Genomic DNA, 22679 nt, shown 5'->3' on the forward strand with positions numbered 1-22679 from the left:
CATGAGCCGCAAACCGCACCGCAACGGAAGGGGACTCTTCCTTGGGGCGGCGCTTGGCGCCGTCGTCGGCTATTTTGCGGGCCGCGCCCTTGGCAATCCCGCCATGGGCATCGTCCTGGGGCTGCTGGCAGGCGCCGCCCTCCTGTACCGGGTGAATCCCGGCCCGGGGAAGCCCGGACCCCGGAGCCGCGGGCCCAAGGACCCCGGACCCAGGACGCCCGGACCCAGGAAGCCCGGCCCAGGGAACCGCCGCTGATTGATTTGCCGTACCAGGGCGGCCTTTCCCTGCGCTGCGGCGGCCACGCGGGATAAAATAATCCCGTGTCCAGCTGGCAGAACCATCCGCCACTTCCGGCCACATGGCAACGGTCCGACGCCCGCATCCTGCCACTGTGGTGGGAGAGGCTGTGTGCGCAGGCCGGACAGCAGTCGGCGGCGCTGTACGCGGCCGGACTGTTCACCGAAGACCGGCGCCGGCCCATCGCCCAATGGTTCAATCCCGCCTTCAACGCAGCCCTGCTGGTGGCGCCGGAGACCTCACCCGAATGGCCCGTGCAGCGCTTCGGGATTTTCTACGCCCCGCCGGACACCGGATTTGTCCGGATCCACTCCGCGCCTCACGAGTGGAGCCCGCGCGAACCCCGGAAGTCGCCCACCGAGAAGGAGGCCTTCCAGGCAGCCATCGCCGAGGCCGAAAGGTTCCTGCAGGTGGAAATGGACTTCGTCTAGCCGGGCTTCCCGTCAGGCCTCCCCCAGCGGCGCCCCGCGGACAGAAAAAATCCCCGGTCCTCCACATGGAGGACCGGGGATTTTTCGTTGCGCTCCTCCTGCTGGACTTGAACCAGCAACCCTTCGATTAACAGTCGAATGCTCTGCCAATTGAGCTAAGGAGGAATGAAGCAGGTATGACATTAGCAAAGGATTCCGGCCCAAGGGAAATCGGCGCCTTTGCGGGCCCAGACGGCCTTTCCGGGAGACAAAAATCCCCGTTCCGGAGGCCGGAACGGGGATTGGAAGCTCCTCCTGCTGGACTTGAACCAGCAACCCTTCGATTAACAGTCGAATGCTCTGCCAATTGAGCTAAGGAGGAATGAAGCGGGTACTAGCCTAGCAAACACCTGCGGCGGAAACGAAATCGAGCGGGGGGTGACCTCCGCCACGCCTCTGGGGAGAAGGCCCTCCTACGTGTCCGCCCGCAGTGCCCGGCGTTCCATTTCCAGCATCATCAGTTCGCGGTTGAGCCGCTGGTAGGTTTCCGGGTCCGCTGCGGCGTCAAGGCGCTGCAGCTGGCCCATCTTGTCCGCTTTGACGCGGGTGATCTGGAGTTCGAAGAGCCTGGACAGGATGTCGCGGCAGTACTTCAGCACCGCCTCCTCCGTGTGGGCCGGCAGCGGCACGACGGCGAGCTCCGAGACCAGGGGCCGGAGCGGCTCCGGGACCTCATGCATGACGTGCTCCACCCAGCGAACGGGATCGCCCACAAGTCCGGGGCCGGTGGCACGCATGGCGTCGTGGACGGCCTGGAAGGCAGGGGTGGCAAACCTGGCGGCGGCGAACCGGTCCCAGACCCCATCTGCCAGCAGGACGGGCTGCTGCAGCGCCACTTCCAGGGCCTGCCGTTCCATGGAGGCCACGGGGTCGCGCGGGTCGGGGCGGTGGTAGGAGGGCACAGCGCCCGACGACGGCCCGGCAGCTACCCCGGGTCCGCCCGGTTGGGTGGAACGGGAGGCAGCCCCGGGACCTGAGGCGGCAGGCCCGCCCTGGTCACTGCCGCGCTTCACCGCGGCATTGACCATGCGCAGGACCTCGTTGGGGTCCGGCATGCCCAGCCATCCCGTCAGAGCCTGGCAGTAGCCGGTCCGGGTGGAAGCGTCGCGGATGGCCGCCACCACGGGCACGGATGCCTTCAGGCCCTGGACGCGGCCTTCCACCGTGTCCAGGTTGAACTGCTTCAGGGTGGTGCGGATGGCAAACTCGAACAGCGGCCGCCGGGTCTGGATCAGGGCGTGCACCGCTTCATCCCCCCGGCTGAGGCGGAGGTCGCACGGGTCGGCCCCGGTGGGTTCCACAGCCACGTACGTCTGGGCGGTGAACCGCTGGTCCTCCTCGAAGGCCCGGAGGGCCGCTTTCTGGCCGGCGGCGTCGCCGTCGAAGGTGAACACCACTTCTCCCCCGGTTCCGTCGTCGGACAACAACCGGCGGGCTATCTTGATGTGCTCGGTGCCGAACGCGGTGCCGCAGGTGGCCACCGCCGTCGTAATTCCCGCAAGGTGGCAGGCCATCACGTCGGTGTAGCCCTCCACCACCACCAACTGGCGGTCCTTGGCGATGCTGCGCTTGGCGAGGTCGATGCCGTACAGGACCTGGGACTTCTTGTAGAGGGTGGTTTCCGGGGTGTTGAGGTATTTAGGGCCCTGGTCGTCCTCGTAGAGCTTGCGCGCGCCGAAGCCGATGGTGTCGCCGGCGATGTCCTTGATGGGCCAGATGAGGCGGCCGCGGAAGCGGTCGTAAATGCCGCGGTTGCCCTCGCTGAACATCCCCGTGAGCTTGAGCTCGGCGTCGGTGAAGCCGCGGCCCCGGAGGTGCTTCAGGAGCGCGTCCCACCCCTGCGGGGCGTACCCGCAGCCGAAGTGTTCCGCCGCGGCCCTGTCGAAGCCCCGGCCGAACAGGAAGTTCCTGGCCTCGGCGGCGCCCGGGGTGAGGAGCTGGGCGCGGAAGAATTCGTCGGCGATCTTGTGCGCGTCCAGGAGCCGCTGGCGGCGGCCCACTTCCTCGCGGTTGGGCCCGGTGCCGCCGTCCTCGTAGCGGAGCTCGTAGCCGATCCGGGCGGCGAGCTTCTCCACGGCTTCCTGGAAGGAACTGTGGTCCTGCTTCTGGACGAAGGCGATGACGTCACCGTCCTCGCCGCAGCCGAAGCAGTGGTAGCGGCCTACCTGGGGGCGGACGGTGAAGGACGGCGAGCGCTCGTCGTGGAAGGGGCACAGACCCTTGAAGGTTCCCAAGCCGGCACCCTTGAGCGTGACGTAGCCGTCCACCACTTCCTTGATGTCCGTGCGCTGGCGTACTTCGTCGATATCGTCACGTTTGATCAGCCCAGGCACAGAGCCATCCTAGCCCTCACCACAGCGACGGCAGGCTCCCCACCAGGCGCTCGTACATGGCCAGGGCGGAACCGTCGGTGAGGGACGCCACCTGGTCGATGACCACGCGAAGGCGCGCCCCGTCGTCGGGTGCATCCCGCCAGTCCGCGGCGAACATCGGCTCCAGGTGCCGGTCCCCGGTGGCGCTGAGGGCTGTCACCAGGGCGTGGAGCACCTCCCGCTGGCGCTCGTAGATGGGCTGCCGGTGTTCGGTGGTCATCACGAAGGTGGTGGCAAGGCCCTTCATCACGGCGATTTCCATGACGGTCTCATCGGGAACCATGAGCTCGGCGTTGTACCGCGTCAGGTTTTCCGGCCCGTAGACGGCGCGGGTGGTTTCCAGGGCGCTCTGGCAGAACCTGCCGATCAGCTGGCTGGTCATGTTCTTCAGGGCTGCCATGGACTTGCGGCTGCCGTCCGCCTCGCGCACCCACACATCCGTGGCCTCCAGCCGGGCCAGGGCGGCGTCGATGGCGGCGGGATCGTTGTGCGGCAGGTACCACTGCCTGGCGTAGCCCACCACCCGGGCCCGGTGGTCCGGGTTGTCCATCCAGCGCAGCTGGAAGTGGCCGGCAACGATCGCATCCTCCACATCGTGCACCGAGTAGGAGATGTCGTCCGCCAGGTCCATCACCTGGGCTTCCAGGCAGGTCCGGCGCTCGGGGGCGCCCTCGCGGATCCAGTTGAAGATGGGCAGGTCGTCCTCGTAGGCGCCGAACTTGCTGGTCCGCTGGCCATGGATCACCGGCGCCTCCAGGGCGGACCAGGGGTATTTCGACGCCGCGTCCAGGCTGGCACGGGTCAGGTTCAGTCCGGCGGGCTGGCCGTCAGCCGTGAGCACCTTGGGTTCGAGCCGGGTGAGCAGGCGGAGGGTCTGGGCGTTGCCTTCGAAACCGCCGATGGCATGAGCCACCTCGTTCAGGGCCGATTCGCCGTTGTGGCCGAAGGGCGGGTGGCCAAGGTCGTGGCTGAGGCAGGCCGTGTCCACGACGTCGGGATCGCAGCCGAGGGCCCGGCCGAGTTCGCGGCCCACCTGCGCCACTTCCAGGCTGTGCGTGAGGCGGGTGCGGACAAAGTCGTCGGTGTCCGGTGCCACCACCTGGGTTTTGGCGCCCAGCCGGCGCAGGGCCGAGGAGTGCAGCACCCGGGCCCGGTCCCGCTCAAAGTCCGAACGGTAGGTGCTCTTGGGCGGCTCCTCCACCCAGCGGGCGGAATCGTGCGTGTCGTACCCGGGCAGCGCCAGGGCTGCGGTCGGGGTTCCGGCCGTGGGTGTTTCAGCCACCGGAGACATCCAGTTCGGCAGCCGCGATGTCCCGGGACTGGTCATCGTTCAGGGCCCGGGAGTCCAGCCAGTCCTTGGGCAGGGCCGGCCTCTTGGGGGACCCTGCACGGCCGCGCGGACCCTCTGCGTCGACGCCGGGATATGGCGAATCCAGGTCCAGTTCGGCCAGCGTGTCCCGGAGCACCTCCAGGCTTGTGACCAGCGCCAGCCGGGTGCGAAGTTCCCCGCCGACCACATACCCCTTGAAGTACCAGGCGATGTGCTTGCGGATCTCGCGGAGCGCCTTGCCTTCGTCGCCGAAGGTTTCCACCATCAGTTCGGCGTGGCGGTAGACGCCCTCGGCCACCTGCCGCAGGTTGGGCCGGTGGCGGATGTCGCTGCCTTCGAAGGCGGCCTGCAGGTCGCCGAAGAGCCAGGGCCGGCCCTGGCAGCCGCGGCCGACCACGACGCCGTCCACGCCGGTTTCGCGCACCATCCGGACGGCGTCCTCGGCGGACCAGATGTCGCCGTTGCCCAGCACCGGGATGTCAGGCAGCGCCTCACGGAGCCGGGCGATCGCGGACCAGTCGGCCTTGCCGGAATAGAACTGGGCGGCGGTGCGTCCATGGAGCGCGACGGCGGCGACACCGGCATCGCGGGCGATGCGGCCTGCGTCGAGGTACGTCAGATGGTCATCGTCGATGCCCTTGCGCATCTTGATGGTCAGCGGAATGTTGCCTTTGGAGGCCTCCCGGACGGCGGTCTGCACGATCGAGGTGAAGAGGTCGATCTTCCACGGCAGGGCGGACCCGCCGCCGCGCCGGGTCACCTTGGGAACAGGGCAGCCGAAGTTGAGGTCGATGTGATCGGCCCGGTCCTCCTCCACCAGCATCCGGACGGCTGCGCCGACGGTGCCGGGGTCCACGCCGTACAGCTGGACGGAGCGGACCTTCTCGTCGTCGTCATGCGAAATGATGCGGAGGGATTCGGGTGTCCGCTCCACCAGCGCGCGGGAAGTAACCATCTCCGCCACGTACATGCCGCCGCCGTACTCACGGCAGAGCCTGCGGAAGGCGGAGTTGGTGATGCCGGCCATCGGCGCCAGGATCACTGGCGTGTCAACCGTGATGGGTCCCAGCTTCAGGGGCGGGAGTTCCAGCTTGGGGGCGGGTGGAGTTGCTGCAACAGTCACCTGTCCATTGTTGCAAAGCCGGGCAAATCGAAAACCGGAACGGGTGGCGGGGGCTCCCGCCGGTACCGGTGAATCAGCCGCGGTCTGCCCGCCGGCCCCGCCGGGTGGCGGGATCGCGCCCAGGTTCGACGGCGGTGCGCCGGCTGCGTTCCTCAAGCGCGGCTGCGGCGAGCGCCCCCGTATCCGCGACGTCGTCCGCATGGACGTGCCCGCCGTCGTTCTTTCCGTCCCGTGCCGCAATATGCGACGCGCCACCATCCGCTGGCCCGGCGCCCGCGGCCTTGATGCCGGTTGCCTTGACCACGAGCACGGCGATCAGGGTGGTGACGGGGATGGCCAGGACCAACCCGATCGAACCCACCAAAGTGCGGATGACCTCCTCCGAGAGTTCGGCGCTGGTGAGGGTATCCATCAGCGGCCGGTCGTAGAGCATAACGATGATCAGGATGGGCAGGGCGGCGCCGGCGTAGGCGAAAGCGATGGTGTACACGGTGGAGGCGATGTGGTCGCGGCCGATCCGCATGGCCGAGGTGAACAACTTCCGGGCGCTGCTGCCCGGTGCCAGCTCGTAGAGTTCCCACACCGCGGAGGACTGTGTGATGGTGACGTCGTTGAGGACACCCAGGCCGGAGATGATGAGCCCACAGAGGATCACCCCGGAGATGGAGATGTTTGCCGACGTGTTCACCAGGGTGGCGGCGTCGTGGCTGCCCACCCCGGCGAGGTTGGCGGCGTCGGTGGCCCAGGCTGCCAGCAGGGCGGTGATGGCGAGGCCGAAGATGGTGCCCAGGAGCGCGGTGGACGTGCGCGCGGAAAATCCATGGGCGAAGTAGAGCACCCCGATCATGATCACCGTAGAACCCACCAGGGCCAGCAGCAGCGGCGGTTTGCCCTCCACCAGGCCCGGCAGCAGGAAGTTGGCCAGCACAAAGTAGGCGCCCACCAGCCCGATCAGGGCCCGCAGACCGCGCCACCTGGCGACGGCGATGACCACCGCGGCGTAGAGCACGGCGAGCAGGACAATCGGCAGCGTCCGGACGAAGTCCACGAAGATATAGGCCGGCGACCCCTGGGACCCGGTGGCGCCCTGGACGTTGGAGAGATTCAGGTACCGGATCTGGTCCCCGGGCTTGACCCCGTGGGAGGAGGCCACATCCGGGTTGATGACCACCTTCACCGGGCTTCCGCCCTTGTCCGGCTCGGTGAAGGCGAAGGTGCAGTTCGAGCCCTGCCCCGGCGGCTGCTGTGCGGAGCCCTGCTGGCTGGTGCCTTGCTGGCTGCTGCCCTGCTGATTGGCGCCCTGTTGGGTCAGGCCCTGCGTGCAGCCCTCAGTCACCACGTTCTGGATGGTGCCCGTATCGAATGTGACTCCGGGGGCGGTGGAGTACGGGTTGGCAAGCGAGACCCCTTCCTTGCTGCCTGACGGCCACAGCGCGGCCATCCCGGCCAGGGTCAGCAGCGCCAACGGAATGAGCACTGCGGCAAGGATGCGGTTCGCCTTGCTGCGGGCAGCCATCGCCTGGGGCGTCGGCTCCGAATGATCCAAGGAAGCGTGGGAGTGACCGGCGCCCATCAGCAGTACAACCTCATGGGTTGAACTCTACGTGGGCCGCCATAGGGTTTATAAATGGACCATCGGATGGGGAGGAACCAGGCATGGACAACCGTGATACGCGGGAGGCAGGCGTTCAAGGGGCTGGCGACAACGGGTCCAAAGTTCGGGGAACTGGGGACGGCGGCGGGGTCCAGGCCGGCCAGGTGCCGGTGGTACCTGCCCACCAGCCGGTATTGACCGTCCTTGAAGCGGCCGGTGACACCAAGGGTGTGGTCCTGGTCCTGCACGGCGGAAAGGCCCACAGCCGGGATCCGGTGGAGGCCCGGCACCTCAGTCCGGCCAGGATGGTCCCCTTCGCCAGGCACCTGCACCGCGCCGGCCGGAAACACGGTCTGGCCGTCTGGTCCCTGCGCAACAGCGTCCGCGGCTGGAATGGCCCTGAAATGTCCCCGCTGCAGGACGCCCGCTGGGCGCTCCGGCAGATCGCGGAACGCCACCCCGGCATCCCGGTCTTCCTGCTGGGCCACTCCATGGGCGGCCTGACTGCCGTGTGCGCAGCAGACCACCCGCAGGTGGAGGCCGTAGTGGCACTTGCCCCGTGGCTGAGCCCGCAAACGCCCGCCGCCAGCGTCGCCGGAAAGAAAATCCTGATCATCCACGGCACCACGGACCACATGACCAGCCCATCACAGTCCCTGGCCTTCGCCCGCCGGGCTGCTGCCGGCGCGGCGAGCATGCAGTACGTGGCACTCAAGGGAGTTGGGCACTTCATGCTGCGCAAGATCCGGGTATGGCAGACCCTTGCCACCGGGTTCATCATCAAGTCCTTTGCCGAGAGCACGGGCGCCGCGGTCCGGCCGTCGCCCGCCTTCACGCAGCTGTTGCCCGACTCATCCGTCCAAGTCACGCTCTAGGCCGTTTCGGAACAGGCCCTTCGACATGCCCTGGCGTCCCCCGTCCAATGACCGGTTCTACCGACTGATCGTCCGGACCGGGCAGTTCCTGCGCTGGGCCCTGCGGCTGGACATCCAGGCAACGGGCCTGGAGCACCTGCCCGACAAGGGACCGCTCAGCGGGCCCTCCCGGCAGGTGGTTCCCGGAACAGGTGCGGTGTTCGCCGTCACGCACTTCGGCTACCTGGATTTCGCCGTGCTCGAGCTGCTCCTATGGCGGCACACGCGTGCCCAGCTGCGGTTCCTGGTCCACCAGGGAGCGGCAGACCATTGGCTTGCCGGCCCTGCCATCAGCGCCAGCGGCCACGTGGTGGTGGGATACACAGGCCGGTCCGACGCCTACGACGCGGCCGTGGCCAAGCTGCGCGGTGGCGAGTACCTTGCCGTGTTCCCGGAGGCGGGGGTCAGCCGCAGCTTCACCGTCCGCGAGTGCCGCACGGGAGCTGTCCGCATGGCTGCGGAGGCAGGCGTCCCGGTCATTCCGGTGTCCGTATGGGGCGCCCACCGGGTACTGACCCGCGGCCACGGATTTTCCCTGCGCCGCAGCTGGCGTGCCCCGGTACGGGTCCACGTGGGCGAACCGACGATGTTGCCGCCCGGCGGTGACGCGGAGGCGGCCACCGACATATTGCGCAGCACCCTGCAGTTCGGAATCGACCGCTGCATCGCCGGCTTCCCCCTCGATCCCGGATCCGGCGCGTGGTGGATGCCGGCGCATCTGGGCGGCAGCGCCCCGTCCGACGCCGAGCGGCAGCTCCTGGACGAGGCGGACGCAGCCGCGGGCCGCCGTCGTGCTCCCCGCCAAAAGTAGCTGCGCAGCCCGGGGTGCCTAGTCCGAGACCACCAGTGTTTCCGCGCCCGCCAACCGTGCCTTGCCACTGTCCAGGAGGGGCTCGACGGCGGCACGCAGGGCGGTCATGGAATCGTCCAGTTCCAGCATCACCGGGTGCTGGTACGCGATCAGGGCAAGCATGTCGCGGACCGCCTCGGCGGCATCTTCAGCGTCCAGCGAAGGCTCGTGCCCCACGAACACGTCGGTAGGCGTTTCAGGTCCGGCGGTATCAGTCCCCGGCGCAGCGTCCGGGTCGGCCGGGGCCGCGTAGCTCACGGCAAAGGCACGAATCCTGCCCTTCCGGCTCGGCACCACGCCGGCCCCGAACGCGGATTCAGGCTGGGCCCGCAGCACGATTGCGCCGTGGGCTCCGGTGAGCTCGTCCAGGAACAGCTTCTGCACCTGCCCCACGGACAGGACGCCCGGAGAGTCCCAGCCGTGGATGGCCGTGTAGTACCGGCCCACTACGTCGGTCAGCTCCACGGATCCGGTAGCCAGGTCCATCACGACGTCCGAGCCGGCGTTCTCACCGCTGGCCGCGCCGCCGTCGTGCTTGGCCGGGAACACCGGAAGCCGCAGGGCGCCGGGCTCCACCACCACGAGGCGGGAACGCTGGATGGGTGCCAGCCCGAACGCTTCGGCGAAGGCGGCACCGGCGGTGCCGGGCTCCACCTTGGCGCGCAGCCTGGTGACACCCGACGGCGCGTGTTCGGCTTCGCGCCGCAGCATGGCCAGCAGGCTCGCGCCGATGCCCGCACGGCGGTGGTCGCGCGCCACCTCGACGTAGCACCACAGGCGTTCCGGGTGCAGGGAGGCTTCATAAACGACGCCGGCAGCCACCGGAATGCCCACACCGTCAACGACGTCCTCGGCCACGATGCAGCGGCGCCATGGCGACCCGTCCCTCCCGTTGGAGGACACGGCAAGGGCGCCGCGGAACTGCCGGGCCTGGGCGGTATCCGGGTCGCCCCAGATTTCCAGGAGCGCCAGGTCGTCGCCGTCCCGCCATTCTCGGTACTCGATGGCCATGCTCAGGCGCCGATCAGCCGAGCCGCCAGGTAGCCCTCCACCTTGTCCAGGGAGACCCGCTCCTGGCTCATGGTGTCCCGCTCGCGGATGGTGACGGCCTGGTCCTCGAGGGTGTCGAAGTCCACGGTGATGCAGAACGGGGTGCCGATCTCGTCCTGGCGGCGGTAGCGGCGGCCGATGGCGCCGGCGTCGTCAAAGTCGATGTTCCAGTTCTTCCGCAGCTGCGCGCCGAGGTCCTTCGCCTTCGGGGACAGGTCCTCGTTGCGGCTCAGCGGCAGGACGGCGGCCTTGACCGGGGCCAGGCGCGGGTCAAGCTTCAGCACGGTGCGGACGTCCACGCCGCCCTTGGCGTTAGGGGCCTCGTCCTCGGTGTAGGCGTCCACCAGGAACGCCATGAAGGACCGGGTCAGGCCAGCGGCGGGCTCGATCACGTACGGGGTGTAGCGCTCGTTGGTGGCCTGGTTGAAGTAGCTCAGGTCCGTGCCGGAGGCCTTGGCGTGGGTGGAGAGGTCGAAGTCGGTGCGGTTGGCGATGCCTTCCAGCTCGCCCCACTCCGAGCCCTGGAAGCCGAAGCGGTACTCGATGTCAGTGGTGCCCTTGGAGTAGTGGCTGAGCTTCTCCTTGGGGTGTTCGAAGAAGCGCAGGTTCTCCTCGCGGATGCCCAGGCCGGTGTACCAGGCCATGCGCTCCTTCATCCAGTACTGGTGCCATTCCTCGTCGGTGCCGGGCTCCACGAAGAACTCCATTTCCATCTGCTCGAACTCACGGGTGCGGAAGATGAAGTTTCCGGGCGTGATCTCGTTGCGGAAGGACTTGCCGATCTGGCCGATGCCGAACGGGGGCTTCTTGCGGGAGGTGGTGAGGACGTTGTTGAAGTTCACGAAGATGCCCTGCGCGGTTTCGGGGCGCAGGTAGTGCAGGCCTTCCTCATTGGCCACCGGACCCAGGTAGGTCTTAAGCAGGCCGGAGAACTCCTGCGGCTCGGTCCACTGGCCACGGGTACCGCAGTTGGCGCAGGCGATGTCCTTCAGGCCGTTTTCGGCGGGACGGCCCTTCTTTTCCTCGTACTCTTCCTCGAGGTGGTCCGCGCGGTAACGCTTGTGGCAGGAGAGGCACTCCACCAGGGGGTCGGAGAAGACCTCCACGTGGCCGGAGGCTTCCCAGACCTGGCGAGGCAGGATGACCGAGGAGTCCAAGCCCACCACGTCCTCGCGGCCGCGGACCATGGACTGCCACCACTGGCGCTTGATGTTTTCCTTCAGTTCGGCGCCGAGGGGCCCGTAGTCCCAGGCAGAACGCGAACCTCCGTAGATCTCACCGGCCTGGAACACGAAGCCCCTCCGCTTGGAGAGGGAAATGACCTGGTCGAGGACGGATTTTGCTGCCATGGGGGTAACTCCAATTTCTACAGGGCCGCTGGGTGCGGTCCGCGGTTTTGTCGGGCCCCGGCCGCCGTATGCCTGGAGGCACAGTGGGCCACCCGCCGGGGCGAATGAAGAAGATCGTGGAAAGCTCGTGTCCTAGCGTACCGGCCGCCGCCTCCGCAGCGCGCCCCGCGGCCAGGGCAGGGTTGCCAGGATGATGGCGCCGAGGGTCAGCAGGGTCCCGAGGATGGTGGCCGGAGCGACAACGGTGCCCGGCGTGGGCAGCGCAAGGTCCAGGGCCAGCGAGCCGAGCAACTGGCCGGCAATCATGCCCAGCCCGGTGACCAGCACGCCCAGGCTGCGGACCAGGAGGGCGCCGAGCCCGATAAAGACACACCCCATGGGACCACCCAGGTAGTACCACCATTCGGACGGCAGCGGGTTTCCGGGGCCGGCCACCGCCAACTTCACCGCCAACGCGGCCCAGAGCACGGCGCAGCCGGCCACGAAGTTGACCAGCGTGGCCGCGATCGGCGTGCCGTAATGGACGGTGGCTGTACCGTTCATGGCCTGCTGGAAGCTCATGAGGAAGCCCGCCGCCACGGGAAGCAGGATGGGAAGCAACAGTGAGGCAGGACCGCCGTCGGCTCCGCCAGCGCCCGTGCCACTGAACCGGGGCGACACCGCCCAGGCCACGGCGGCGATAGTGAGGACGCAGCCGATGATCCGGATGCCGGTGACGGATTTCTTCCCGGCCGGCCCGATTCCCAGGCGGTCCACCAGCAGTCCACTCACGGTCTGCCCGGTAACGGTGGCCACCGTGAAAAGGGCCACACCCAGGATGCCCACGGTGAACGACTGCGCAAAGACGAACAGTGCGCCGATGGCCCCGGCCACCACGTAGATGCGTGGAAAGGCGCGTTTACGCACCGCCGGGATGATGCTAGCCAGTCCCGCACGGCCGCGCGGCAGAACCAGCGAAATGACGATCATGACCAGCAAGCCTGTGCTGAAGCTCACGGCCGCGGCGGCGATGCCGTCACCGAGCCGGGCGCCCAGGGCTCCGTTGATGCGGCCCTGGACGGGTATGGCGAGGCCGGAGCCCACGGCCAGGGGCAGGCCTGCGAGCACCGGCAGGCGGGGAGGGGAGGTCATTGAATCCACCTTAGTTCAGGCATTATTGCTGTATGAGCAACCCCATTGACGACGTCCCCATCCGCGACAGCATGATCCGGCTGGGCCAGCTGCTGAAGCTCGCCAACCTCGTGGAGGACGGTGTGGAGGCGGCGGAGCTCATCAAGAACGGGCTGGTGAAGGTCAACGGCGAAATCGACGACCGCCGCGGCCGCCAGCTGCACAACGGCGACACTGTCACGGTCAACGGCCACACGGTGAAGGTGGTTGCGCCGGAGGGGTGACCTTCACGCACCGGAGGCGGGCTGACCTCCATGTCGCAGCGCCGCCGTCGTACGCCTATTTGTTCAGCACCTCATGGGTGAGGAACTCCCCCACGTGCCCGATTTCCTGCTGGTTGATGCCGTGCCACATGCCGGTGTAGAGCACCTTGGTGAGCTTGACGTGCTTGCGGACCCAGCCCATGGTGTATTCGATTTTGTCCTGGGTGATCACGGGATCCTGCTGGTCGCGGCCCCAGAACAGGGGCACTGTGCCGTCCAGCTCGTCGTCCTTGAATGAAGGGTCGCCGGCAGCGTCCACCACGAAGCCGGAAAGTCCGACGACGGCGGCGAAGTCCGTGGGCCGCTGCCGCAGGAGCGTGGTTGCCATGGCCATGCCCATGGAAAAACCGAGCAGGGTCACCGACGGGTGCCCCACGCGGATGGTGTCGATCCAGTCCAGCACGTACTCCGAGGCCTTCTTGACCCGGTCCAGCGAGTAGTCAATGGAGGCCGTCAGCGGGAACCAGGTGAAGCCGGGGCCCATGGCGATCGGGGCCCGGACGGACGCTACGGCGAAGTCCCCTGGCAGCAGGTCGGCCAGGCTGAGCAGATCCCGCTCATTGGCGCCGTAGCCGTGCAGGAGCACCAGCAGCGGCTTGCCGGTGCGCTGGTCTTCAGGATGGGACCACAGGACAACGGGGGCAGGAAATACTTCGGCGTCAATCATGGTTTCCATTCATATCAGTTACCCACAGGTAACAACCTACGTTCGCGTAGGCAGGAAGGCGGAAGGCAGGATAGGACCGTGACTGACACAAGTGACATCCAGGCCCCGACCGCGCACCCCGGATCCCACCCGTGGACCCGTTACGTGGCGATGGGCGATTCCTTCACGGAGGGCATTGGCGACCCCGAACCCTCAAGTCCCGGCGGCCACCGCGGCTGGGCCGACAGGGTGGCCGAGGAGCTGGGCCGGACCCAGCCTGACTTCGCCTACGCCAACCTTGCCGTCCGCGGCCGCCTGCTGCAGCAGATCGTGGACCAGCAGCTCGCCCCTGCCCTGGAGCTGAAGCCGGACCTGGTCACGCTGTCCGCCGGCGGCAACGACCTGATCCGCCCCGGCGGGGACCCGGACGCGCTGGCTGAGAAGCTTGATTCCGTGGTCCAGATCCTGTCCATGGGCGGCGCCACCGTTGTCCTGTTCAATGGCCCGGACACGGGTTCATCGGTACTCAGCAGGATCCGCAGCAAGGTGGCCATCTACAACGAGAACCTGCGGACGGTCGCGGCGCGGCACGACGCCGTCATCGCGGACATGTGGTCGCTGCGGCAACTGAGCGATCCGCAGATGTGGGACCAGGACCGGCTGCACTTCTCCCCGCTGGGCCACCACACCATCGCGGCCATGGTGCTCGACGCGCTCAACGTTGAGCACTCCCTGGAACCGCTGCAGCCCAAGCCGCTGCCGCCGCGGACCTGGCGCGAGGCGAGGAGCGGGGACTTCGTGTGGGCACGCGAATACTTTGTGCCGTGGGTGCTGCGGCGGCTGCGCCACCAGTCCTCCGGCGACGGCATCACGGCGAAGCGGCCGACGCCGGGTCCCGTCTTCGGCCCGGGCGTTCCCCTGGGATCCGGAGAGGGTCCGTTGGGAACGTCGGAACCCAGCCGCCGGTAAGGCCAGCCGGGGTTACGCTGGAGGGACAACACTCGAGAGGCGCAGCACCGTGAGCAGCTTGTTTTTCTGGATCATCATCCTGTCCTTCGTCGTCCCCATGGCCATGAGGATGTACCGGCGCTCCATGGCGCGGCGGGACCGGGACCAGGGCTTGCCCGGCCGCTTCCCTGAACAGTTCCCCGGACAGTTTCCGGGGCAGTCCGGACACGGCGGGTACCCCGGCCAGTACCCGGGATCAGGCCAATACCCGGGATCGGCCGGGCCGCAGAGCAACCAGCCCCGCGACGGCTACACCCAGCAGGACTACTTCTCCGGTGGCTTTGGCAGCGTCCAGAGGCCGCAGCCTATGGGCGATCCCCAGCCGCTGCCCTACCAGTACGGGCAGCCGCCCATGCCGGACCCCCGCTACGGTGCCCCGCAGGAACCGCCGTTCCAGCAACAGCCGTTCCAGCAGCAGCCGCTCCAGCAAGGTCCGGGCCAGCCTTCCGGGCCCGCCACTCCCCCGCCGCCGTCAGCACCGCAAGGATTCCGTGCCCGCAAGCTTGCGGAGCTGGACCAGCAGTACTCCAATGGCGAACTGTCCATGGAGGAGTACATGAAGCGGCGCAGCGACATCATGAACGGCTAGCCCACCCGCCGGGGCCGGCCAATTGAACAGGCAGGTCTTGAACAAGCAGGTCTTGAACAAGCAGGTCGGGGACCGGTTACCGGTCCCCGACCTGCCTCACTTAATGCACCCGTGCTTAATCCGCCTGCGCTTAATCCACTTGTGCTTAATCCACTTGCGGGAAGCCCAGGTCAATCACCGAGGTGGCTGGATCCGGCCAGCGCGTGGTCACCACCTTGCCCCGCGTGTAGAACCGGATGCTGTCGGGCCCGTACATGTGGGTGTCGCCGAACAGCGAGTTTTTCCAGCCGCCGAACGAGAAGGTGCCCACCGGAACCGGAATGGGCACGTTCACGCCCACCATGCCTGCCTCGGCGTCGAACTCGAACTGCCGCGCCGCCCCGCCGTCGCGGGTGAAGATGGCCGTGCCGTTGCCGAACTCGTTGTCATTGACCAGCTTCACGGCGTCGGCATAGGTGTCGACGCGGACTACGGACAGGACCGGGCCGAAGATTTCGTCGTCGTACACTTTCATGCCCGGCTTGACGTGGTCAACCAGGCTGACGCCGATGAAGAACCCGTCTGAATCGAACTGCTGCGAGCGCCCGTCCACAACCAGGGTGGCGCCTTCGTTCTCTGCTCCCGCAACATAAGAGGCAACACGGTCCCGGTGCTCCGCGGTGATCAGGGGACCCATCTGGGAGGAGGGGTCCGTGCCCGGGCCGATCGTCAGCCCTGCCATGCGGGTGGAAATAGCCTGCACCAGGTCGTCCGCGATGTTGCCCACGGCCACCAGGACGCTGACGGCCATGCAGCGTTCGCCCGCCGAACCGTAGGCGGCCGAAACCGCCGCGTCGGCAGCCATGTCCAGGTCGGCGTCGGGAAGCACTACCATGTGGTTCTTTGCACCGCCCAGGGCCTGCACCCGCTTGCCGTGTTCTGCGGCCCGCTTGTAGATCGACTGGGCGATAGGCGTGGAGCCGACGAAACTCACTGCTTTGACGTCGGGGTGCTCCAGCAGGACGTCGACGGCTTCCTTATCCCCCTGGACCACGTTCAGTACGCCGGGCGGCAGGCCCGCTTCGGCGAAGGCCTCGGCGATGAAGACGGCGGCCGAGGGGTCCTTCTCGCTGGGCTTCAGCAGCACGGTGTTGCCGCAGGCCAGGGCACTGCCGATCATCCACAGGGGCACCATGGCCGGGAAGTTGAACGGCGTAATGCAGCCAACGACACCCACGGGCTGGCGGACAGAGTGCACGTCGACGCCGGTGGAGACCTGCTCGGACCGCTCGCCCTTGAGCATGTGGGACAGGCCGGTGGCGAAATCGATGTTCTCCAGGCCGCGGGCGATTTCGCCCTCTGCGTCGGAAAGGACCTTGCCGTGCTCGCTGGTGAGGATCGCGGCGAGCTCGGACTTGCGCTGGGTCAGGATTTCGCGGACCCGGAAGAAGATGCTGGTCCGCCTGGCCAGGCTGGTGGCCCGCCACGCCGGCAGTGCGGAACGGGCAGCCGCGATGGCTTCCTCCGTGCGGGCAGCGGAGGCGAGGGCCACCTGCTTCTCCTGTTGGCCGGTGGCCGGATTGAACACCGGGCCGAACCGGTCTGCGTCGCTGACGCGGGTGCCGTTGATGTAGTGCGGAATCGTTTCCAAGGGGATTCTCTTTTCCTGCGTTGCTTGCGGCGGGCTAGTTGGCGGACGGCGCGGGGTTGCCGGCGGGCTGGTTGGCTGACGGTGCCAGGTTGGCGGGCTCGAGGGAGCCGTCCACGAGCTTGATGATCATGGAGCAGTCCTTGCCGGCATCACCGGCGTCGATGAGGCGCTGGAACAGCTGCTGGACGTGTTTGCCGATCTCAAGCGGCGTGCCGGTGTCCTCGGCCGCGCTGATGGCGAGCCCGATGTCCTTGTTCGCGAGCTCCGTGGTGAAGGTGGGCGCGAAGTCGTTGTTTGAGGCTGCGGTGGGAACCACACCGGGCACCGGGTACCAGGTCCGCAGCGCCCATGAGTCGCCCGAGGAGACCGATGCGATGTTCCAGAAGACCTGCTTGTCCAGGCCCAGCCGGTCGGCGAGCACTGCGCCCTCGGCGGTGGAGGCGAGGTTGATGAAGAGCATCAGGTTGTTGCAGATCTTTGCGGCCTGCCCGGTGGTAGGACCGCCGGTGGGAATGATGTTGGCGGCCATGGGGCCGATGTAGCCTGTGGCGTCTGCCACGGCGCCCTCCTTACCGCCCACCATGAATGTCAGGGTTCCTGCCTCGGCCCCGCTCATACCGCCCGACACCGGGGCGTCCACGAAGCGGAAGCCGGCGGCAGCAGCGGCGTCGTGCAGTTCCTGTGCGGAGGCGACGTCGATGGTGGAGGAGTCAACCAGCAACGTGCGGGTGTCTGCGTGCGCCAGCACGCCGTCCTCACCGAGATAGACCGCGCGGGCGTGTTCGCCCTTCGGCAGCATGGTGAACACGGCGTCTGCACCGTCCACCGCTTCGGCGATGCTGCCGGTCCGCTTGACGCCGCCCGCCTCGGCGGCCGCCAAGGCCGCGGGATTGAGGTCGAAACCGCGGACATCGTGCCCGGCCTTAACCAGGTTCACGGACATGTGGCCGCCCATGTTGCCCAGGCCGATCCAACCGATAACTGCCATTCGTAAGCTCCTTTGCTTTCATTCCAGCCTTGCTGCCGGCATGTCGGTGTCAACGATCACACCCTGTTAGAGTGCAATCAAGGGGAAAAATCACAGAGACCATGTGCATTGCTGCACATCAATGGAAGGACCGGCGTGGACCTCAGACGGTTGCCCAGCCCCGACGACCTGCTCATCCTGCTGACGGTTGCACGCCTGGGCCGCTTCAACGCGGTGGCGGAAACGCTGGGGACAACCCACACCACCATTTCCCGCCGCATCCTCGCCCTGGACAAGCAGCTGGGCGGACGCACGCTGGAACGCAGCCCGCATGGCTGGGAGTTGACCCAGCTCGGTGCCGCCGCGGTGGAGGCGGCAGAGACGATCGAGGCCACGCTGGGCTCGCTGTCCGGCCTGATCAGCCAGGACCAGGGCGCCCTGGCCGGCTTGGTCCGCGTCGCCACGACAGACGGCGTGGGGGCCGTGTTCGTGGCGCCGTCGCTGGTGCGGCTCCAGCAGCAGAACCCGCAGCTGAATATCGAAATGCTCAGCGCCACGCGGAAAGTTAGCCAGAACCGGTCAGGGGTGGACCTGGAGATCGTGGTGGGCCGGGCAGAAGTCACCACCGCGCAGACCATCTTCCTGGGCAACTACTACCTGCGCCTCTACGCCAGCTCCGCCTACGCCGCCGGGCATGGCCTGCCGGAAACGCTCGACGACGTGGGGCAGCACGGGTTCGTCTCGTACGTCGAGTCCGCACTGCAGGTGGCGGAGCTGGGGCCGCGCTGGTCGTCCGAGCTTCCCGTGCCCAGGACAAGCTTCCAGGCCACGAGTGTGTTCGCCCAGGTGGAGGCGGTACGGCGGGGCGCGGGAATTGGGCTGCTGCCCAACTTCATGGTGGCAGAGTCCGACAATTTCGTTCCCGTCCTGGCCGCCGACTTCGAGCGGCAGCTTCCCATCTGGGCCGTTGCCCGCCCGGAGTCTCTGCGCTCGGCACCGGTGCAGGCGGTGGTTGCGGCGCTCAAAGAGGAGATGAAAGAGCGTGCAGGACTGCTGGCAGGTTAGGCCTCAGGCCTGGAAGAGCCGCCTCACCACCTGCCCCGATGCCAGCGCATCCAGGCCCTCATTGATCTCACTCAGGGGCCGCGTGTCCGTGTGCAGCAGCTCAACCGGAAGCCTGCCCTCCCGCCAGAATCCGAGGTATTCCGGAATGTCGCGGGAGGGCACGGCATCCCCCATGTAGGAGCCCAGCAGCCGTTTTCCCGCCCCGGCAAACTGCAGGGCCGGTACCGTCAACTGGGCGGATGGATGGGGCAGGCCCACCGAGACCACGGCGCCTCCCCGGGTAACCTGCTCCAGGCAGGAGGCAATGACACCGGCCGAGCCCACCGCCTCAATGGCCACGTCCACGCCGTCACCGGACGCTTCGGCGATCAGCCGCCCTGCGTCCTCCGGCGTTCCCACCGAGGTGGCGCCGGCGTCACGGGCCAGCTGGTGCTTGCCCTGGTTTGGATCGATGGCAATGACATTGGCGGCTCCGGCGAGGCGCGCTGCCATCACGGCGGACAGGCCCACCGCGCCGAGGCCGAAAACCGCCACGGACTGGCCGGGGCGGACGCCGGCCGTGTTCAGGACGGCGCCCATTCCGGTGAGCACGGCGCAACCAAACATCGCGGCAACCGTGTCCGGGACGTCGTCGTCAATCACCACCACTGATTCCCTCGCAACCACCGCGTAATCGGCGAAGGCCGAGACGCCCAGGTGGTGGTTGATGCGCTCCCCTGCGGGCGTCCGCAGCAGCGCCGGTCCGTGCAGCAGGTCTCCGCTGCCATTGACCTCTGCTGCGCGGTGGCAGAGGGCAGGCCGGCCCGCCAGGCATGCCCGGCACTTCCCACAGCTGGGCACGAAGACCAGCACCACGTGGTCGCCCGCCGACACGCCGGTCACGCCGGCGCCTACGGACACCACACGTCCCACTGCCTCGTGGCCCAAGGCCATGGGAAGCGGCCGGACGCGGGAGCCATCCACTACCGAGAGGTCCGAATGGCACAGGCTGGAGTAGGTGATGGCAACGCCAAGTTCACCGGCGCGGGGCTCCGGCTGCTCCAGTTCCTGCACCAGCAGCGGGCCGGCCTCGGAGTAGGTCCGCTTCCCGGGGCCGGCCCCCGTGGTGGGGGCGGCCGGAACGGTGGAGTACAGGACGGCGGCTTTCACGACGAACCTGCTACTTCTTGTTGGCGGCGAGGAGGTCGGCGGTGCCCTGGGCGTCGGCGGCGTCCACGTCGTGCAGCGAGATGCCCCGGGTTTCCTTCAGGAAGAAGACCGCGACGGCGGTAATAACGCAGGCGATGAGCAGGTAGATGGCCACGGGGACGGAGGACTTGTAGGTACCCAGCAGGGAGGCGGCGATGATCGGAGCCAGGGAACCCGCCACGATCGAGGTCACCTGGTAGCCAAGGGAAACGCCGGAATAGCGCATCCGGGTGGGGAACATTTCCGCCATGATGGCAGGCTGCCCGGCGTACATGAAGGCGTGGAACACCAGGCCGATCATGATGGCGGCCAGGATGACGGCATCGTTCTTGGTGTCCATCATGGGGAAGGCGAAGAAGCCCCAGGTGGCCCCCATGATGGCGCCGGCCATGTATACGGGTTTGCGGCCAAAGCGGTCCGACAGCTTGCCGACCATGGGCACGACGGCGAAGTGCACTGCGTGGGCAAGGAGCAGCAGGAGCAGAATGCGGGTGGTATCGGCCTGGACCACGGTCTTCAGGTAGGTAATGGAGAACGTGACTACCAGGTAGTACAGGATGTTTTCCGCGAAGCGCAGCCCCATGGCAGTGAAGACGCCGCGGGGGTACCGCCGGAATACTTCAGCGACACCGTAGCCCTTGTGGCCGGCTTCAACCTCCTTGCGGGCTTCCAGGAAGATGGGGGCGTCATTGACCTTGGTCCGGATGTAGTACCCGATCAGGACGATCACCGCGGACAGCCAGAACGCCACGCGCCAGCCCCACCCCAGGAAGGCGTCCTGGGTCAGTGTGGAGGAGAGGATGAACAGCACGGCCGTGGCAAGCAGGTTCCCCAGCGGTACCGCCGACTGCGGCCAGCTGGCCCAGAAACCGCGGGATTTGTTCGGGCTATGCTCCGCGACGAGGAGGACGGCGCCGCCCCACTCCCCGCCGACCGCGAAGCCCTGGGCAAACCGGAGCACGACCAGCAGCGTGGGAGCCCAGTAGCCGATCTGCTGGAAGGTGGGCAGGCAGCCCATAAGGAAGGTGGAGACCCCCACCAGGATGATGCTCAGCTGCAGCAGCTTCTTCCGGCCGAACTTGTCGCCGAAGTGCCCAAAGACGATTCCGCCAATGGGGCGGGCCACGAAGCCGACGGCGTAGGTGAGGAAAGCGGCGATGATGCCGTCCAGTTCGGTGCCGGCGTTAGGGAAGAAGGCCTTGCCGAACACCAGCGTGGCGGCGGATGCGTAGAGGAAGAACTCATACCACTCGACAACCGTTCCGGCCATCGAGGCCGTAACCACCTTCTTAAGGCCTGAAGCCTTGACGTCGGTTTCCTCTGCGCGCCTTGCGGCGGAGCGTTCCGTACTCATGTGAACTCCTTCGGCGTCGTCGTCGACACCACGGGTACCAGTCGATGGCGGCCGGGTGTGATGCACACCACGAACGCCGGATTCGATTGAGTATGTACTGCCTGCGGTGCAACCTCAACGCCGAATAGTGCAGAACGCATCTGCAGGAATGCACATGGGGTGTCCTAGGCCAGGAAGCTGCCCCGCAGCTGGCTGCCCAGCTGACCGATCTCGGTCAGGAACCCGTCGTGCCCGATCGGCGCTTGGATGACGTGGACATCGACGTCCCCGGGGAGGGCCTGGGCCAGCTCATGGGATTGTGCCGGAAAGTAGAGCCGGTCGGAGTCGACGGCGGCCACGAGGAAGCGGGCCGTGGACGTGGCCAGCGTCTCGGCCAGGCCCCCACGGCCCCGGCAGATGTCGTGGCTCATCAGCGCCTCGGTCAGGGCGATGTAGCTGTTGGCGTCGAAGCGCTTCACCAGCTTGTTGCCCTGGTGGTCCAGGTAGCTTTCCACCTGGTAGCGGCCGCGGGCGGCCAGGACCTCACCTTTCAGGGGTGACTCGGGCGCCTGCGGTGACCTGCCGAAGCGTCCTTCCAGTTCCGCGGCGGACCGGTAGGTGATGTGGGCGATGCGCCGGGCAAGTGCCAGCCCGTCTTCGGGGCAGGGGCCGCCGTAGTAGTCGCCGCCGTTGAAGTTCGGGTCCTGCCGGATAGCCAGGGTCTGGGCCTGCGCAAACGCGATCTGTTCTGCCGTGCTCGCGGCCCCCACGGCGATGACGGCGCAGCGCTGCACCCTCTCCGGGTAGGTCACGGCCCATTCCAGGGCGCGGGCGCCGCCCATGGATCCGCCGAGGACCGCGAACCAGCTGCCGATGCCCAACTGGTCGGCCAGCCGGGCCTCCGCCACCGTGCTGTCCCGCAGGGTGACCAGGGGGAAGCGGGAACCCCAGGGGGCTCCGTCCGGGGCGGGCGACGACGGCCCCGTGGATCCGTAGCAGCCGCCCACGATGTTGATGGACACCACGAAGAATTTGTCCGTGTCCACGGGAGCGCCGGGACCGGCAAGCTGCTCCCACCAGCCTTCTTCGTCGGTGTCGCCCCGGGTCACGTGGGTGCTGCCGGTGAGGGCGTGCTCGATCAGGATGGCGTTGCTGGCGTCCGCGTTGAGCGTTCCCCAGGTTTCGTAGGCCAGGGTGACGTCCGGCAGGTAGCCGCCGCCTTCGAGTTCCAGTCCCCCGATGGAGGCGTAGCGGACGATTCCGTGTTCGGGGATGGTGGTTCGGGCGACGGTAACCGTCATGGCAAGACCTCTTCTACGCGCTTGCCCGCCGTCATTTGACCGGCAGGCCAGGTCCTCACCCGGGGCACCCCACCGCGGATGGAGGGTTGCCGGCCAGCAAGCCGGGGCTGTCACTGGCACTCATGACCTGGTTCGAGTGTACGAAACACCCCCCGCTCCAGGCCAAGAG

General features: G+C 67.5%; 21 protein-coding genes, 2 tRNA genes and 1 riboswitch. Of the genes, 8 read left to right on the forward strand and 15 right to left on the reverse strand.

Annotated elements, in window-relative coordinates; genetic code table 11:
- The first annotated feature begins 1 nt into the window (after position 1).
- Both Q9R31_RS12700 and Q9R31_RS12705 read left to right on the forward strand, forming a co-directional pair.
- Positions 2 to 256 (forward strand): hypothetical protein, encoded by a 255-nt coding sequence (locus tag Q9R31_RS12700; RefSeq protein ID WP_311263238.1) that lies wholly within the window; start codon positions 2 to 4, stop codon positions 254 to 256.
- 65 nt (positions 257 to 321) lie between these two features.
- Positions 322 to 729: a hypothetical protein gene (locus tag Q9R31_RS12705; protein ID WP_311263088.1), complete on the forward strand. Its 408-nt coding sequence runs from the start codon at positions 322 to 324 to the stop codon at positions 727 to 729.
- A 92-nt stretch (positions 730 to 821) separates the two neighbouring features.
- On the opposite strand, the gene Q9R31_RS12710 is transcribed toward Q9R31_RS12705, so the two are convergent.
- The 6 genes from Q9R31_RS12710 to Q9R31_RS12735 all read right to left on the reverse strand — a co-directional run bounded on the left by Q9R31_RS12710 (position 822) and on the right by Q9R31_RS12735 (position 7109).
- Positions 822 to 894, reverse strand: a tRNA-Asn gene (locus Q9R31_RS12710).
- A 123-nt stretch (positions 895 to 1017) separates the two neighbouring features.
- A tRNA-Asn gene (locus Q9R31_RS12715) sits at positions 1018 to 1090 on the reverse strand.
- Positions 1091 to 1181: 91 nt separating this feature from the next.
- On the reverse strand, positions 1182 to 3101 hold the full coding sequence (gene dnaG / locus Q9R31_RS12720) for a DNA primase (protein WP_311263089.1): 1920 nt from the start codon (positions 3099 to 3101) through the stop codon (positions 1182 to 1184).
- Between the two features lie 16 nt (positions 3102 to 3117).
- Complete coding sequence (locus Q9R31_RS12725) at positions 3118 to 4431, reverse strand: deoxyguanosinetriphosphate triphosphohydrolase (RefSeq protein WP_311263090.1); 1314 nt, start codon at positions 4429 to 4431, stop codon at positions 3118 to 3120.
- Complete coding sequence (dusB, locus tag Q9R31_RS12730) at positions 4415 to 5593, reverse strand: tRNA dihydrouridine synthase DusB (protein ID WP_311263091.1); 1179 nt, start codon at positions 5591 to 5593, stop codon at positions 4415 to 4417. Before dusB ends, Q9R31_RS12725 begins: the two co-directional genes overlap by 17 nt.
- A gap of 73 nt (positions 5594 to 5666) precedes the next feature.
- Positions 5667 to 7109, reverse strand: a complete 1443-nt coding sequence (locus tag Q9R31_RS12735; protein ID WP_311263092.1) for a YibE/F family protein — start codon at positions 7107 to 7109, stop codon at positions 5667 to 5669.
- Positions 7110 to 7249: 140 nt separating this feature from the next.
- Here Q9R31_RS12735 and Q9R31_RS12740 point away from each other — a divergent pair, with 140 nt between their 5' ends.
- A complete protein-coding gene (locus Q9R31_RS12740) occupies positions 7250 to 8062 on the forward strand; it encodes a serine aminopeptidase domain-containing protein (protein WP_311263093.1) in 813 nt (270 codons plus the stop codon).
- A 25-nt stretch (positions 8063 to 8087) separates the two neighbouring features.
- Positions 8088 to 8912, forward strand: coding sequence for a lysophospholipid acyltransferase family protein (locus Q9R31_RS12745; protein ID WP_311263094.1), 825 nt, complete (start codon positions 8088 to 8090; stop codon positions 8910 to 8912).
- Positions 8913 to 8930: 18 nt separating this feature from the next.
- On the opposite strand, the gene Q9R31_RS12750 is transcribed toward Q9R31_RS12745, so the two are convergent.
- The 3 genes from Q9R31_RS12750 to Q9R31_RS12760 all read right to left on the reverse strand — a co-directional run bounded on the left by Q9R31_RS12750 (position 8931) and on the right by Q9R31_RS12760 (position 12481).
- Positions 8931 to 9962: a GNAT family N-acetyltransferase gene (locus tag Q9R31_RS12750; RefSeq protein ID WP_311263095.1), complete on the reverse strand. Its 1032-nt coding sequence runs from the start codon at positions 9960 to 9962 to the stop codon at positions 8931 to 8933.
- 2 nt (positions 9963 to 9964) lie between these two features.
- The gene (locus Q9R31_RS12755; RefSeq protein WP_056338595.1) at positions 9965 to 11350 is read right to left on the reverse strand and encodes a glycine--tRNA ligase; all 1386 of its coding nucleotides are present in this window, start codon (positions 11348 to 11350) and stop codon (positions 9965 to 9967) included.
- A gap of 132 nt (positions 11351 to 11482) precedes the next feature.
- Complete coding sequence (locus tag Q9R31_RS12760; RefSeq protein WP_311263096.1) at positions 11483 to 12481, reverse strand: DMT family transporter; 999 nt, start codon at positions 12479 to 12481, stop codon at positions 11483 to 11485.
- A gap of 32 nt (positions 12482 to 12513) precedes the next feature.
- On the opposite strand from Q9R31_RS12760, the gene Q9R31_RS12765 reads away from it, so the two are divergent.
- A complete protein-coding gene (locus Q9R31_RS12765; RefSeq protein WP_311263097.1) occupies positions 12514 to 12744 on the forward strand; it encodes an RNA-binding S4 domain-containing protein in 231 nt (76 codons plus the stop codon).
- Positions 12745 to 12799: 55 nt separating this feature from the next.
- Here Q9R31_RS12765 and Q9R31_RS12770 read toward each other — a convergent pair whose 3' ends face one another.
- The gene (locus Q9R31_RS12770) at positions 12800 to 13450 is read right to left on the reverse strand and encodes an alpha/beta fold hydrolase (RefSeq protein WP_311263231.1); all 651 of its coding nucleotides are present in this window, start codon (positions 13448 to 13450) and stop codon (positions 12800 to 12802) included.
- Between the two features lie 78 nt (positions 13451 to 13528).
- Between Q9R31_RS12770 and Q9R31_RS12775 the strand changes: the two genes are divergently transcribed.
- A complete protein-coding gene (locus Q9R31_RS12775; protein WP_311263098.1) occupies positions 13529 to 14398 on the forward strand; it encodes an SGNH/GDSL hydrolase family protein in 870 nt (289 codons plus the stop codon).
- Positions 14399 to 14447: 49 nt separating this feature from the next.
- Positions 14448 to 15026 carry a hypothetical protein gene (locus tag Q9R31_RS12780; protein WP_311263099.1) on the forward strand — a complete coding sequence of 193 codons (579 nt, stop codon included), beginning with the start codon at positions 14448 to 14450 and terminating at the stop codon, positions 15024 to 15026.
- Positions 15027 to 15171: 145 nt separating this feature from the next.
- On the opposite strand, the gene Q9R31_RS12785 is transcribed toward Q9R31_RS12780, so the two are convergent.
- Together Q9R31_RS12785 and mmsB are read right to left on the reverse strand one after the other, a co-directional pair.
- Positions 15172 to 16656, reverse strand: coding sequence for a CoA-acylating methylmalonate-semialdehyde dehydrogenase (locus Q9R31_RS12785; protein ID WP_311263100.1), 1485 nt, complete (start codon positions 16654 to 16656; stop codon positions 15172 to 15174).
- Positions 16657 to 16690: 34 nt separating this feature from the next.
- Positions 16691 to 17644: a 3-hydroxyisobutyrate dehydrogenase gene (gene mmsB, locus Q9R31_RS12790; RefSeq protein ID WP_311263101.1), complete on the reverse strand. Its 954-nt coding sequence runs from the start codon at positions 17642 to 17644 to the stop codon at positions 16691 to 16693.
- 135 nt (positions 17645 to 17779) lie between these two features.
- On the opposite strand from mmsB, the gene Q9R31_RS12795 reads away from it, so the two are divergent.
- Positions 17780 to 18688 carry a LysR family transcriptional regulator gene (locus tag Q9R31_RS12795; RefSeq protein ID WP_311263102.1) on the forward strand — a complete coding sequence of 303 codons (909 nt, stop codon included), beginning with the start codon at positions 17780 to 17782 and terminating at the stop codon, positions 18686 to 18688.
- A 3-nt stretch (positions 18689 to 18691) separates the two neighbouring features.
- Here the strand turns inward: Q9R31_RS12795 and Q9R31_RS12800 are convergent, their stop codons facing one another.
- From Q9R31_RS12800 to Q9R31_RS12810, 3 genes are all read right to left on the reverse strand, one after another.
- The gene (locus tag Q9R31_RS12800) at positions 18692 to 19837 is read right to left on the reverse strand and encodes a zinc-binding dehydrogenase (RefSeq protein ID WP_311263103.1); all 1146 of its coding nucleotides are present in this window, start codon (positions 19835 to 19837) and stop codon (positions 18692 to 18694) included.
- Positions 19838 to 19847: 10 nt separating this feature from the next.
- Positions 19848 to 21230: an MFS transporter gene (locus Q9R31_RS12805; RefSeq protein ID WP_311263104.1), complete on the reverse strand. Its 1383-nt coding sequence runs from the start codon at positions 21228 to 21230 to the stop codon at positions 19848 to 19850.
- Between the two features lie 164 nt (positions 21231 to 21394).
- A complete protein-coding gene (locus Q9R31_RS12810; protein ID WP_311263105.1) occupies positions 21395 to 22510 on the reverse strand; it encodes a homoserine O-acetyltransferase in 1116 nt (371 codons plus the stop codon).
- Between the two features lie 12 nt (positions 22511 to 22522).
- Positions 22523 to 22638: riboswitch (SAM riboswitch) on the reverse strand.
- Positions 22639 to 22679 lie beyond the last annotated feature (41 nt).

The organism is Pseudarthrobacter sp. BRE9, assembly GCF_031844305.1.
Lineage (GTDB): Bacteria > Actinomycetota > Actinomycetes > Actinomycetales > Micrococcaceae > Arthrobacter.

What these genes read in the sequence shown, in the direction of transcription:
- Q9R31_RS12700 (WP_311263238.1), top strand. Translation starts at nt 2, where the DNA reads ATGAGCCGCAAACCGCACCGCAACGGAAGGGGACTCTTCCTTGGGGCG.
- Q9R31_RS12725 (WP_311263090.1), bottom strand. Translation starts at nt 4,431, where the DNA reads ATGTCTCCGGTGGCTGAAACACCCACGGCCGGAACCCCGACCGCAGCC.
- Q9R31_RS12735 (WP_311263092.1), bottom strand. Translation starts at nt 7,109, where the DNA reads ATGGCTGCCCGCAGCAAGGCGAACCGCATCCTTGCCGCAGTGCTCATT.
- Q9R31_RS12740 (WP_311263093.1), top strand. Translation starts at nt 7,250, where the DNA reads ATGGACAACCGTGATACGCGGGAGGCAGGCGTTCAAGGGGCTGGCGAC.
- Q9R31_RS12745 (WP_311263094.1), top strand. Translation starts at nt 8,088, where the DNA reads ATGCCCTGGCGTCCCCCGTCCAATGACCGGTTCTACCGACTGATCGTC.
- Q9R31_RS12750 (WP_311263095.1), bottom strand. Translation starts at nt 9,962, where the DNA reads ATGGCCATCGAGTACCGAGAATGGCGGGACGGCGACGACCTGGCGCTC.
- Q9R31_RS12755 (WP_056338595.1), bottom strand. Translation starts at nt 11,350, where the DNA reads ATGGCAGCAAAATCCGTCCTCGACCAGGTCATTTCCCTCTCCAAGCGG.
- Q9R31_RS12760 (WP_311263096.1), bottom strand. Translation starts at nt 12,481, where the DNA reads ATGACCTCCCCTCCCCGCCTGCCGGTGCTCGCAGGCCTGCCCCTGGCC.
- Q9R31_RS12765 (WP_311263097.1), top strand. Translation starts at nt 12,514, where the DNA reads ATGAGCAACCCCATTGACGACGTCCCCATCCGCGACAGCATGATCCGG.
- Q9R31_RS12770 (WP_311263231.1), bottom strand. Translation starts at nt 13,450, where the DNA reads ATGATTGACGCCGAAGTATTTCCTGCCCCCGTTGTCCTGTGGTCCCAT.
- mmsB (WP_311263101.1), bottom strand. Translation starts at nt 17,644, where the DNA reads ATGGCAGTTATCGGTTGGATCGGCCTGGGCAACATGGGCGGCCACATG.
- Q9R31_RS12805 (WP_311263104.1), bottom strand. Translation starts at nt 21,230, where the DNA reads ATGAGTACGGAACGCTCCGCCGCAAGGCGCGCAGAGGAAACCGACGTC.
- Q9R31_RS12810 (WP_311263105.1), bottom strand. Translation starts at nt 22,510, where the DNA reads ATGACGGTTACCGTCGCCCGAACCACCATCCCCGAACACGGAATCGTC.